This window comes from Proteus vulgaris (assembly GCF_033708015.1).
Classification (GTDB): domain Bacteria; phylum Pseudomonadota; class Gammaproteobacteria; order Enterobacterales; family Enterobacteriaceae; genus Proteus.
This window is the reverse complement of record NZ_CP137920.1, coordinates 854456-867801: the sequence shown is the minus strand read 5'-3', so window position 1 is coordinate 867801 and position 13346 is coordinate 854456. Positions and strand designations below refer to the sequence as shown.

The following is a 13346-nucleotide window of genomic DNA, read 5'->3' as shown; positions in this document are numbered from 1 at the left end:
ATAACTAAATATTTTCCTTAATAAACAATATATTACACTAAGCAATAATGTTATCTACACACAAAAAACGACAATGATGGAGTTTGTTGCAATGAAACCCACTACGCTTTCAACGCTGAATCGCTATAAGCAAGAAAAGAAAAAATTCGCCACACTTACCGCTTATGATTCAAGTTTTGCTCGCCTTTTTGCACAAGAAGGTATTCAAGCGATGTTGATTGGTGATTCCTTAGGAATGACACTACAAGGTCATAACAGCACGTTACCTGTTACGGTTGAACAAATTGCTTACCACACCCGTTGTGTCAGAGCGGGTGCGCCGAATGCTTTCTTAATTGCTGATATGCCTTTTATGTCTTATTCAACACCTGAACAAGCTTGCCTTAATGCCGGCATTCTGATGCAAGCAGGGGCTAATATGGTGAAGATTGAAGGAGGTCGCTGGCTAATTCCAACAGTAAAAATGCTGGCTGAGCGTGCGGTTCCTGTCTGTATCCATTTAGGATTAACACCACAATCTGTCAATGTTTTTGGCGGTTATAAAGTCCAAGGCAGAGAACATGATGAAGCCGAGCAGTTAAAGCAAGATGCTATCGCCCTTGAAAATGCAGGAGCACAATTGGCAGTATTAGAATGTGTTCCTGTTACTCTGGCTAAAGCGATTACAGACGCATTAACGATGCCTGTTATTGGTATCGGCGCAGGTAATGTCACTGATGGACAAATTCTTGTAATGCATGACTTATTGGGCTTAACACCTCAAGCGCCTAAGTTTTCAAAAGATTTTTTACAAGAAGCAGGCTCATTAAAAGGGGCTGTTAGCCTTTATGTTCAACACGTTGAACAAGGCTTGTTTCCCGAAGAAAAACATTCATTTAACTAATTTACTATCTTAATTATCAATATCGTAAAGGAGTCACGCCATGCTAATTATTGAAACTACGCTTATCTTACGCCGAGAAATCAAGCGGTTAAAGCAAGAAGGTAAACGCATTGCATTGGTTCCAACCATGGGTAATCTTCATGAAGGTCACCTGAAACTCATTGAAGAAGCCCGTATTCACGCAGATGTCGTGATCACATCTATATTTGTTAATCCACTTCAATTTGATAGAGAAGCCGATTTAGCAAACTATCCTCGTACTTTACAAGAAGATTGTGAGTTACTGCGTGATAAACAAGTCGATATTATCTTTGCGCCTTCAGCAAAAGAGATGTATCCGCACGGAATGGAAAATCAAACTACTGTTGATGTACCTGTATTATCTAGCGTATTAGAAGGGGCAAGTCGACCAGGTCATTTCCGTGGTGTCACAACCGTTGTCAGTAAACTTTTTAATCTTGTACAACCTGATGTTGCAATGTTTGGTGAAAAAGACTTCCAACAACTGCAAATCATCAAAAAGATGGTAAACGATTTATGTATGGATACGAGTATTATTCCTGTTGCTATCGTACGTGACAAAAATGGTTTAGCACTCAGTTCACGTAATCGCCTATTATCTGATAACGAAAAACAACAAGCGCCTGCACTTTATCAAACGATGCAAGAAATCGCAGAACAATTAGCATCAGGTAATCATGACATTAATCAGCTACTGCAAAGTGCCAAAAACACCTTAGAGCAGAAAGGTTTTCGTGCAGATGAGTGCTTTATTTGTGATGCAGATACCCTCACTCCATTAAATGAAGAGAGCCGTCGAGCAGTGATCCTAATGGCAGCATGGCTGGGTAATACTCGCTTAATTGATAACCAACAAGTTAACCTTGTTTAATCTTCATAATTAGAACAATAGGAAACACAACCATGCTACGCACAATGTTACAAGGCAAACTACATCGCGTAAAAGTCACACAAGCCGATCTTCACTATGAAGGCTCTTGCGCAATTGATCAGGATTTTATGGATGCCGCGGGCATTCTTGAAAATGAAGCCATTGATATTTATAACGTTGATAATGGCGAACGTTTTTCAACTTACGCCATTTGCGCAGAAAGAGGCTCGCGTATTATTTCGGTCAATGGTGCTGCCGCACGTAAAGCTGCGGTTGGTGATCGCTTAATTATTTGTTCTTATGTGCAGATCCCTGATAGTGATGCACGCAGTCATAAACCCAATATCGCCTATTTTGAAGACAATAATGAAATGAAGCGCATTGCCAAAGCCGTCCCCGTCCAAGTGGCTTAACCCATAAATGATTGCTCCACTTCCCATAGGCAGAGGTTCCCTGCTTATGGGAAACAATTAACAAGAACAATAAATAACCCATTATTATTTGCTTGTCACGATCCCCCTTAATAAAAACGAGATATCAGGTTCAAAACAGAGTTTCTTCTCCATTTTTCCTCGCTTATCTTTCAGTAGATTGTTATAAATCATATAAGTATTGTCTAACTACCCTCTGACTAATAAAAAATTATGATAAAAGTTGCTTTAGTAGATGATCACATTGTTGTGCGTTCTGGTTTTGCACAACTCTTAATGTTAGAGCCTGATATTCACATCGTGGGTGAATATTCTAATGGGCAAGAAGCATGGCCTTATTTAGCACATGACGATATTGATGTTGCGGTTATGGATCTCTCTATGCCCGGCGAAAGTGGTCTACAACTCCAAAGTCGCTTAAAACAAAAGCGCCCTGATTTTCGCACTATTATTTTAAGCATCTATGACACCCCTGCTTTTGTTCAAAGTGCACTAGACTCTGGCGCTCGTGGTTATTTAACTAAACGTTGTGGCCCTGAAGAGTTAGTACAAGCTGTACGCGCCGTACATCAAGGTGGCTGTTATCTTTGTTCTGATGCGATGAAAGCATTGCGACAAACGCCTGAAGAAGACAGTGCGCTACATACCTTAACCCCCCGTGAAAGAGAAATTTTTAATCTTTTAGTCCAAGGAATTAATGTCAAAACCATTGCCGTAAAACTGAATCTTAGTCATAAGACTGTACACGTTCATCGCGCCAATGTACTCGGTAAATTAGGCTGTGAAACAACCATCGATTTAGTTCATTTCGCCTTAAAAAATCAGTTGATTACCGGATCGCTATAACATGAAAAGGGGACTCCGTTTTCTTCTTCAATCCCTCTTTTTATTACTCACCTACTCTTTACTTTGGCTATCACTTTGGGTGATTGGCTTCTATTTAAGTAAAAATGGGCAACAAGCGGCTCTTTTCTTACCTCAAGGTCTGCGATTAGCCCTCATAATTTTACTCTGGCGTCGCTTTTGGCTACCGATGTTATTTGCAGAATGGGGGCTTTATTACTGGTTAGCGCAAGAGCAATTAATTACACACGCGATTATTTATCTCTCACCAATACTCAGCCTCGTTGTCGCACTCGAAGTTCAACGTATTTGGTGGCGATATCCTTTGTATTGGCAACGCTTAACCCTATTAATTGGTGCCGTGGGTTTTAATAGCCTGTTGCAAGCCTTTATTCTTGGTTTCTCTATTAATACCACCAGCGGAATTTTCCTCACCTCTGTCACCGGTGGCATATTACTCGCACCTTTTGTCTTTTTACTTTATGAATATCTTCGTGAATTACAAAGTCGTACCCTAATTTCTAATGGTACTCCCGATCCCCCACTAAGAACTTCTTTGCTGATGTGGGGATTTCTATTTTGCCTTATTGGGTTAAGTGCTCAGTTTTTCTTAACACCCGAGATAGAGCGATTATTAGTTATCCTTGTTTTTATTCCTAATGTCTTTATGGCTTACCGTTATGGCTGGCAAGGTGGCGTATTATCTGCATTATTAGGCAGTTTAATGATTACGTTTGCTCGCCAAGTGAATGGCGCATTTAATGATTTGCGTGAGTTAGAAATGTTTTTAACCACACAAGCTATTATTGGTATTGGCTTAGGAATTGCGATTAGCCGCCAACAACAACTTGCTCATAATTTACGCCATTACCGTCTACGCCTAGAACAAGAGTTGCAAGCTCGTCGTGATCTTATGGAAAAACTGGTTCATACCGAAGAAGATGTTAAAAAAGCTATTGCACGCGAATTACATGATGAAATTGGGCAGAATATTACTGCCATTCAAATTCAATCGATGCTCATCAAAAAAACAGCAGATAACGACAAAACACGCCAAACCGGAGAGCAAATCGAACGACTCGCCCTACAAATTCATCAATCTACACGTCAATTACTTAGACAATTACGTCCTCCTGTTTTAGACGAAATGTCGCTTGAAAAAGCGCTCCATCATTTAATCAACGAATTTGCTTTTGATGACAACGGCATTACCTGTAATTTTAATTACTCGTTAGAGAAAGAGCCCGAAAACGAAACCATTATTTTTACCCTCTACCGTTTAGTACAAGAACTGTTAAACAACATTAGTAAACATGCTAACGCAACCTATATCCAAATCTCACTAACTCAAAATAAAACCTGTTTACGGCTAGTTATTAGTGATAATGGCGTTGGTATGTTACCAACCTCACTATCAGTACAACAAAGTAGTGGCTTTGGATTACGAGGCATAGAAGAACGCATTCGTGCTTTAGGCGGAGAATGGGAAGTGATTAACCATCACGGTACGAAAATAATTGTTAACTTACCCACAAATTCAAAAGAAAACAGTGAAAACTAAGAATAATTCTTAGTCATCTACAACCTTATCTCATTCTTTTTCACGACATTTTTTTTACATTTGCAACATCAAAGAGGATGTTATGTCAGGTGAAAATACGGCATCAATTAATAAGACCTATAACTTTTGGCGCAAAAATTTAATGCTGTCGATGATTATCGGTTATGCCACTTTCTATCTCACACGTAAAAGCGTCAACTTTGTGATGCCCATTATGCAAGTTGAGTTGAATTTAGATAAAGGGGATATCGGTTGGATAGCCAGCCTTTTTTATCTCACTTACGGTTTATCTAAATTTGTTTCTGGTGTTTTCCATGACAAATGGGGATACCGCTGGTTTATGGGTGTGGGATTAGTGATGACAGGCATTATGAATATTATTTTTGCCTATTGTCTTTCATTTCCTGCACTGCTTTTGGTCTGGGCACTAAATGGTTTCTTTCAAGGCTTTGGATGGCCTCCTTGTGCAAGGTTGTTAACACACTGGTATTCACGTAATGAACGTGGTTTCTGGTGGGGATTATGGAATATCTCAATTAACCTTGGCGGGATGAGTCTTCCCATTTTAACTGCGTGGCTAGCGACGCATTATAGTTGGCAAGTCGCCCTGTTTGTGCCCGGTATTATCGGCATCATCATTGGGCTATGGTTGTGTGTACGATTAAAAGGGACCCCCGCAGAGGAAGGACTTCCTACTGTGGGTGTGTGGCGGCGCGATGTTTTTGAATTACGTCAAGAGCAGGCCTCACCCCCTAAACCTATGCTAACTATTTTGAAAGAGACCATTTTATTTAACCGAATGATTTGGTTACTGGGTTTTTCCTATATTTTAGTTTATCTCATACGCATGGCGATTAACGATTGGGGAAATATCTGGTTATCAGAAACACATGGTGCCAACTTATTGAGTGCTAATGCCATTCTCTCTTTGTTCGAGATGGGAGGGTTACTCGGGGCGTTATGTTCAGGCTGGGGCTCGGATTTATTATTCCGCGGCCAGCGAGCGCCAATGATATTGCTGTTTTCACTCGGGCTTTTTACCGCTGTAACAGCACTTTGGTTAATTCCAATTCATCATTATGCTTTGCTCGCAGCCTGTTTTTTTAGTATCGGTTTTTTTGTGTTCGGACCACAGATGTTAATCGGGCTTGCTGCAACAGAATATTGCCATAAAAACGCGGCAGGCACGGTAACAGGCTACTTGGGATTGTTTGCCTATTTAGGGGCGGCAATGGCAGGTTGGCCATTAAGTCAGGTCATGGCGCATTATGGTTGGACTGGGATGTTTGCATTATTAACCAGTGCTGCGGCCTTAATGGGACTCTTACTAATGCCGTTGTTGATTGCTGATGTTAGCAAACAACAACATTTAGTTGGTCCACTTTCATTTTCCGATGACGACACATTTAAAAGGTTCTGAACATGAAATTGAAAACCCTCTCTACACTTGTTGCGGCTGGTCTTGCTCTTTCTGCGGTTAGCTTATCAACAAATGCGGCTGGCCGCTTAGTCGTTTACTGTAGTGCGACAAATGCAATGTGTGAAGCTGAAACAAAAGCCTTTGCCGAAAAGTATGATGTGAAAACGACTTTCGTTCGTAATGGTTCGGGAAGTACCTTGGCAAAAATCGAAGCTGAAAAACGTAATCCTCAAGCTGACGTTTGGTATGGTGGTACTATGGATCCTCACTCACAAGCGGGTGAAATGGATCTGCTAGAGCCTTATGTTTCTCCTAATCTCGATCAAATCATGCCACAATTTCGTGATCCCGCTAAACGTAAAGGTAACTACTCTTCTGCGGTCTATGTTGGTATTTTAGGTTTTGGCGTCAATAAAGATCGCTTAAAAGAAAAAGGTATCGCCATTCCAACGTGCTGGAAAGATCTCATTAAACCTGAATATAAAGGTGAAATTCAAATTGCCGATCCACAAAGTTCAGGAACCGCTTACACAGCACTGGCAACCTTTGACCAATTATGGGGTACTGAACAAGCCTTTGATTACCTAAAGAAAATCAATACAAATATCTCTCAATACACCAAATCAGGTATTGCACCCGCACGAAATGCAGCGCGTGGTGAAGCTGCCATTGGTATTGGCTTCCTACATGATTACTCATTAGAAGTTGAAAATGGTGCTCCACTTGAATTAATTTCACCTTGTGAGGGTACAGGCTATGAAATCGGTGGTGTCAGTATCATTAAAAATGCCCGCAATATGGATAACGCAAAATTATTCGTAGATTGGACACTTTCAAAAGAAGCTCAGGAAATTAGCTGGAAAGAAGGTAAATCTTACCAAATTCTAACCAATACCTCGGCTGAATCTTCACCTATGGCACTGAAATTATCAGACTTAAAACTCATTAACTACGACATGGATAAATATGGCGATAGTGAAGTGCGTAAAGAGTTGATTAATAAGTGGGTTACCGAAGTAAAAATGGGTAAATAACCTATTAATAGAGCGAGATAGTCTCTCGCTCTCTTTTTCTCATAATAATAAATACATTTACTCTCGGGGGATTTATGTCTCATACACTCGCTTTACCTGAAAAAAAGAGGCGGGATCCCATATTTTTATGGATCCTAATTGCATGGATGGCATTTGCGTTACTACCATCATGGAGCCTTGACTACGGTCTTTTAGATTCAACAGCAGATGAATTACTCACCGCTTACGGTTGGAGTAACGTTAATATCAGTTGGCTCTGGTTTTTATTACCGAGTTTACTGCTATTGCGCCCATTAACTGCGCCTAAGCGTGAAAATCGCGCTCGCCACTATTTTGACGCGAGTTTTGCCCTATTTTGTGCATTAATTGCGATAGTCAGTGCAACCCTTGAAGGACGGGGCTTAGGTTATTCTGCGATCATCCTCTTTATTTCTTTGGGGATGATCATGAAAACTGCCTTAACACGCCTTGAATGGCTAGGCGGTGATAGCTTTGTCATCGGCTCTTTAATCACCGTTGTTGCGCTGATTGGTGTCTTTATTATCTTTCCTAGCATCGCTATTTTTATTCCGATGTTTAAAGATAGTGCAGGCAATTTTGCACCTTTTGAGTTTATCGCTATTTTAAGCCAAGCTCATATTGTGCAAGTGATGCTCAACTCTATTGCACTCTCTATTGCCGTAGGGATAGGTTGTACGTTCTTTGGTTTAATTCTAGCAATTTATACATCTCGTATTGCTGTACGCTCGGCAATTATTGGTCGTGTATTTTCTATCTTACCTATTGTTACTCCTCCCTTTGTTGTCGGTTTAGGGGTGACATTGATGATGGGACGTTCAGGTTATGTGACAGAGTTCCTCGCCACATACGCAGGACTTGAAAATACCAACTGGTTATATGGCTTTACGGGCATTTGGTTAGCGCAAGTGCTCGCCTTTACCCCTATGTCATTTATGATCTTAGATGGTGCCATTAAAACCATTCATCCTTCATTAGAAGAAGCGTCTTACACGTTAAGAGCCAACCGCTATCAAACCTTCTTTAATGTTTTTATGCCGTTACTTAAGCCAGCATTAGCCAATGCATTTTTAATTGTGATTGTGCAATCTCTTGCTGACTTTAGTAATCCCTTGGTTTTAGGGGGCAACTTTGACGTTATTGCCACACAAATTTACTTCTATATCACTGGCTCTCAACTGGATTATCAATCAGCCAGCACACTAGGTGCGTCACTCTTAGTTTTCTCACTATTAGTGTTCTGTGTGCAGTATATGTGGATTGGTAAACGCTCTTATGTCACGGTTTCTGGTAAATCTTATCGTGGTGATGTTCAACCCCTTCCATCTTCACTGATAGCGTTTGTCACAACCATTCTCGGTATTTGGGTTATTTTTAATATCCTGCTCTATGGCAGTATTTTCTACGGTAGTTTCACCGTTAACTGGGGGGTTGATTACACCTTAACACTTGATAACTTTATCAAACTATTTGGTCAAGGAATGAATGACGGGGCATGGCCTTCATTATTAGATACCTTGTTATATGCAGGTATCGCAGCGCCGATTACGGCAATTCTCGGACTATTAATTGCCTATATTGTGGTACGCCAAGACTTTAAAGGTAAAAAAAGTATCGAGTTCACAACAATGCTTTGTTTCGCCGTACCAGGAACCGTCGCCGGTGTCTCTTATATTCTTGCGTTTAACGACTCGCCGTTCTATTTAACGGGAACGGCGGCAATTGTCATTATCTCAATGACAATGCGTAACGTCCCCGTGGGAATACGTGCAGGTATTGCGGGATTAGGGCAAATTGATAAATCGCTTGATGAAGCTTCTCTAAGTTTAAGAGCGAACTCAATGAGAACCATTTTCTATGTGCTATTACCACTATTGCGCCCTGCTATTTTGTCTGCACTGATTTATAGCTTTGTGCGTGCCATTACCACTGTCAGTGCCATCGTCTTCCTTGTTACACCGGATACACGCGTTGCCACCGCGTATATTTTAAACCGTGTTGAAGATGGTGAATACGGCGTCGCAATTGCCTACGGCTCAATTTTAATCGTCGTGATGTTGGCAATTATTTTCTTATTTGACTATTTGATTGGCGAAGCCCGTGTTTCACGCTCTAAAGCCAAAAATGCACAGTAATACGGAGTCTAAATCATGACACAACAACATTTCGTTGAACTGAAAAATGTCATTAAGCGTTTTGGCACTAACACAGTAATTGAAGATCTCAGTTTGTCTATTCCACAAGGCAAAATGGTTTCATTATTAGGACCTTCAGGTTGCGGTAAAACAACGGTGTTACGTTTAGTGGCGGGGTTAGAAAAACCGACAGAAGGTAAAATTTTCATCGATGGTGAAGATGTGACTGACCGCTCTATCCAGCAACGTGATATCTGTATGGTATTTCAATCTTATGCCCTTTTCCCTCATATGTCTTTGGGAGAAAATATTGGCTATGGCTTAAAAATGCTAGGACGTCCTAAAGCTGAAATTAAACAACGTGTCTCTGAAGCTTTAGAACTGGTGGATTTAGCGGGCTTTGAAGACCGCTTTGTTGACCAAATATCGGGTGGACAGCAACAACGTGTCGCCTTAGCGCGTGCGTTAATTTTGAAACCTAAAGTGCTGCTTTTTGATGAGCCATTAAGTAACCTTGATGCTAACTTACGTCGTAGTATGAGAGAGAAAATTCGTGAGTTACAACAACAGTTTAATATTACCTCTCTTTATGTCACCCATGACCAAAGTGAAGCCTTTGCAGTTTCTGATATGGTTTTAGTAATGAATAAAGGGAAGATAATGCAATTAGGTTCACCGCAAACTCTTTATCGCCAACCCGCGTCTGAATTTATGGCAAGTTTTATGGGAGATGCAAACTTATTCCCAGCCACATTGGGCGCTGATTATGTTGATATCTTCCAATATCGTTTGCCAAAGCCAGATACGTTTAATACAAATAAAACAGAAGTTAGAGTCGGAGTGAGACCTGAAGCTATCACTTTATCTCAACAAGGCGATGCCTGTCAGCAATGTAAAATTGTCCATGTCGCTTATATGGGGCCTCAATATGAAGTGACCGTAGAATGGCAAAATCAAACCTTACTATTACAAGTCAATGCCACACAGCTTCAGCCCAATGTTGGTGATAGTTATTACTTGCAGATCCATCCTTATGGCATGTTTATTTTAGAATAACGCTATTGCAATATAGAAATTTTACAAAAATAGTAATTGAGGCACCCATTGGGTGCCTCTTTTTATAATAATACTACGACATTTTCCCTGGTGTGACATCCTGGTGTGAATGTTTGATGTAACACTTGGTATAACACATGGCTACGCTATTATTGTTTTAGATAACGATCCAAGATACCTGTACTATTCCCTTTATTTTTTAAAAGGCTATCAGAACAAAAGATGACCGCCTTCGCTCTACATGCTATTTCCCTTGAGCGAGATATTTTTGCATTTCATCCGCAGGTACCATCCCTCCTCCCGTTGCCCATACTAAATGCGTTGCATTTTGCATTTTTTGACTATCTAGTGATAAACCTTGCAGATAATCTTTAGCTTGAGTGACATGTACAGCACCGACCATTCCCGCTAAAGCCGACGGTTCTAATTTAATCCCTTCTTCTTTATTTAATAAGCTGAGTAAGTCATAAAGCGCTTGGTCATCGATAGTGTAATAACCATCAATTAACCGCTCCATTGCTCGACCAACAAAGCCTGATGCACGGCCAACAGCAAGACCATCAGCGGCAGTGACGTTATCGATGCCCATCTCTTGTACAGAGATGCCTTCATGTAACTGAGTGTAAACACCCAATAACATACAAGGTGAATGTGTAGGCTCTGCAAATAAACAGTGTACTGCATCACCAAATGCCAGTTTTAACCCAAAAGCAACCCCCCCAGGGCCACCACCAACACCACAAGGCAGATACACAAACAAAGGATGTTCACTATCGACACGAACACCTTGTTCTTCAAATTGGCGTTTTAAACGTAATCCCGCTACGGCATAACCCAAGAACAATGTTTTTGAGTTTTCATCATCAATAAAGAAACAGTTAGGATCTTTCTCTGCTGCTTTGCGACCTTCTTCTACCGCAATACTGTAATCTTGTTCATATTCAACAACATTAACGCCATGAGAACGTAATTTATCTTTTTTCCACTGACGTGCATCAGCAGACATATGAACACTCACGCTAAAGCCTAATTTCGCACTCATGATCCCAATAGACATACCTAAGTTGCCTGTTGAGCCTACGGCGATACTGTATTGGCTAAAGAATTCACGGAATTTATCAGAAAATAATTTTTCATAATTATCATCTGTACTTAATAATCCCGCGTTGATCGCCAATTTCTCAGCATGAGTCAATACTTCATAAATCCCACCACGTGCTTTAATTGAACCTGAAATAGGAAGATGACTATCCTTTTTCAAACGCAACTGACCGCTAATGGATGTGTTATAACGCTGTTCAAGCGCAATTTTCATTTTAGGAATATCAACCACTTCTGATTCAATAATTCCTTGAGTAACCGCTGTTTCTGGAAATGCTTTAGCTAAATAAGGTGCAAAACGTTGTAGTCGTGCTTGCGCATCAATGACATCATCTTGCGTTAAACCAACATATGGAAGTCCCTGGTCAGTGGTGGTCACTTTTGGGTTAAACCAAACCACTTCTTTTAAGTCCACTAAGTCACGAACGAGTGGAAACTGACTGATTAATTTATTTATATCTATATGGCTCATAGTCGTTCTCTTTTATATGACAAAAGAAAGCATAAATGTACCGCCTAATGCGACAAAGGAGGCAATAAAGGTCGCGACACTGTAAAAACGAAAAGTTTCACTTAAAGTTGCATTACAATACTGTTTGACTAGCCAAAACAGTGAGTCTGTGACGATGGTACAACCAATAGCACCTGAACCAATTGCTAATGTAATAATTTCAGGGCTAATGTCTGGATATAAAGGCATTAAAGGTGCAACAATTGCCGTCGCGCCCATCATTGCAACGGTTGCAGAACCCACTGCAGCATGAAGGATAATGGCGACTAACCAAGCCAATAAAATAGGATGCATATCTAAGTTAGAAAGAATTAGTGCTAAAGATTCACTTAAACCACTACCTTTTAAAATGCCATTAAAAGCCCCACCCGCACCAATAATTAATAAGATATTGGCAATAGAGCTAAAGCTATCTTCTGTTTTCTTCAATAACGTATTCATGCCCATATTACGGCGAATACCTAACACATAATAAGCAACAAAAGCGGCAATAAACATCGCAGTAATAGGGTTACCAATAAACTGTAATGCGGTATAAACCGATGTACCTTTAGTCATATTTAATTCTGCGGCTGTTTTTATCAGCATCAGAACAATAGGTAATAAAACAGTAAATAGTGTGGCACCTAATGAAGGTAAATCTTTTTCTTCACGAATTTCCATATCAGAAAATTCTTCAGGCACAGTTTTAAATGGTAAGCGCTCGCCTAACATTTTTAAGAATAAAGGACCACCGACTAAAGACGCGACTAAACCAACAGCAAGACCTGCAACAATAACAGTTCCCATATCTGCCCCTAATTCATTAGTCACGAATAGTGCAGCAGGATGAGGAGGAACAATACAGTGAACGGCCATTAATGCTGTACATAGTGGAATGGCTAACTTTAATAATGAGGTATTTGTTTTTTTCGCAATTGAGAAAGCAAGAGGAATAAGTAATACCACACCCACTTCAACAAAGAGTGTAATACCACAAATAAGACCAACCAATACCATAATAACGTCTGGAGATAACCAACGGCATTTTTGTAATGTAATACCGATGCGTTCTGCGGCACCTGATATTTCCATCATCTTACCCAGAATAGTGCCTAAACCGATAATTGCCGCTAAAAACCCTAACGTACCGCCAATACCATTTTCAATCGCATTTACCATTTCTAAAGGGTTCATCTTCATTGCTGTCCCCACAAAGAAGCTCGCCAATAGTAACGCTAAAAACGGGTGAAACTTAAATTTTATTATAGTAAAAACAATGAGCAAGATACTCATTATAAGAGTACCTAGCACCCATAACGTTGAATCCATATATCCATCCCAAATATTTTATTTATTGTTATTCATATTGAATATTAATCATTTAATACTTACAAATGATTAAAATTTACACTAAGATGAAATCAATTAACCCTAATAAGTGATTAAATTCACAAATAACCCTATTATGATGAAGAATAG

11 protein-coding genes are annotated in these 13346 nt (G+C 40.1%); 9 read left to right on the top strand and 2 right to left on the bottom strand.

Going from position 1 to position 13346, the window contains the following annotated elements; translation table 11 throughout:
- The first annotated feature begins 91 nt into the window (after positions 1-91).
- The 9 genes from panB to fbpC all read left to right on the top strand — a co-directional run bounded on the left by panB (position 92) and on the right by fbpC (position 10273).
- A complete protein-coding gene (gene panB / locus SB028_RS04095; protein WP_069368505.1) occupies positions 92-883 on the top strand; it encodes a 3-methyl-2-oxobutanoate hydroxymethyltransferase in 792 nt (263 codons plus the stop codon).
- Between the two features lie 40 nt (positions 884-923).
- A complete protein-coding gene (gene panC, locus SB028_RS04090) occupies positions 924-1775 on the top strand; it encodes a pantoate--beta-alanine ligase (protein WP_069368506.1) in 852 nt (283 codons plus the stop codon).
- A 32-nt stretch (positions 1776-1807) separates the two neighbouring features.
- Positions 1808-2188, top strand: coding sequence for an aspartate 1-decarboxylase (panD, locus tag SB028_RS04085; RefSeq protein WP_036932765.1), 381 nt, complete (start codon positions 1808-1810; stop codon positions 2186-2188).
- Between the two features lie 231 nt (positions 2189-2419).
- Positions 2420-3052 (top strand): response regulator transcription factor, encoded by a 633-nt coding sequence (locus SB028_RS04080; protein WP_069368507.1) that lies wholly within the window; start codon positions 2420-2422, stop codon positions 3050-3052.
- Position 3053: 1 nt separating this feature from the next.
- A complete protein-coding gene (locus tag SB028_RS04075) occupies positions 3054-4610 on the top strand; it encodes an MASE1 domain-containing protein (protein ID WP_069368508.1) in 1557 nt (518 codons plus the stop codon).
- Between the two features lie 82 nt (positions 4611-4692).
- On the top strand, positions 4693-6030 hold the full coding sequence (uhpC, locus tag SB028_RS04070) for an MFS transporter family glucose-6-phosphate receptor UhpC (RefSeq protein ID WP_069368509.1): 1338 nt from the start codon (positions 4693-4695) through the stop codon (positions 6028-6030).
- Positions 6031-6032: 2 nt separating this feature from the next.
- Positions 6033-7064, top strand: a complete 1032-nt coding sequence (locus SB028_RS04065; RefSeq protein WP_069368510.1) for an ABC transporter substrate-binding protein — start codon at positions 6033-6035, stop codon at positions 7062-7064.
- Positions 7065-7138: 74 nt separating this feature from the next.
- Positions 7139-9217, top strand: a complete 2079-nt coding sequence (locus SB028_RS04060) for an ABC transporter permease (protein ID WP_069368511.1) — start codon at positions 7139-7141, stop codon at positions 9215-9217.
- 15 nt (positions 9218-9232) lie between these two features.
- A complete protein-coding gene (gene fbpC / locus SB028_RS04055; RefSeq protein ID WP_069368512.1) occupies positions 9233-10273 on the top strand; it encodes a ferric ABC transporter ATP-binding protein in 1041 nt (346 codons plus the stop codon).
- Positions 10274-10517: 244 nt separating this feature from the next.
- Here fbpC and SB028_RS04050 read toward each other — a convergent pair whose 3' ends face one another.
- Both SB028_RS04050 and dsdX read right to left on the bottom strand, forming a co-directional pair.
- Positions 10518-11846, bottom strand: coding sequence for a D-serine ammonia-lyase (locus tag SB028_RS04050; protein WP_069368513.1), 1329 nt, complete (start codon positions 11844-11846; stop codon positions 10518-10520).
- Between the two features lie 12 nt (positions 11847-11858).
- On the bottom strand, positions 11859-13196 hold the full coding sequence (gene dsdX / locus SB028_RS04045) for a D-serine transporter DsdX (protein ID WP_069368514.1): 1338 nt from the start codon (positions 13194-13196) through the stop codon (positions 11859-11861).
- Between the last annotated feature and the right edge of the window lie 150 nt (positions 13197-13346).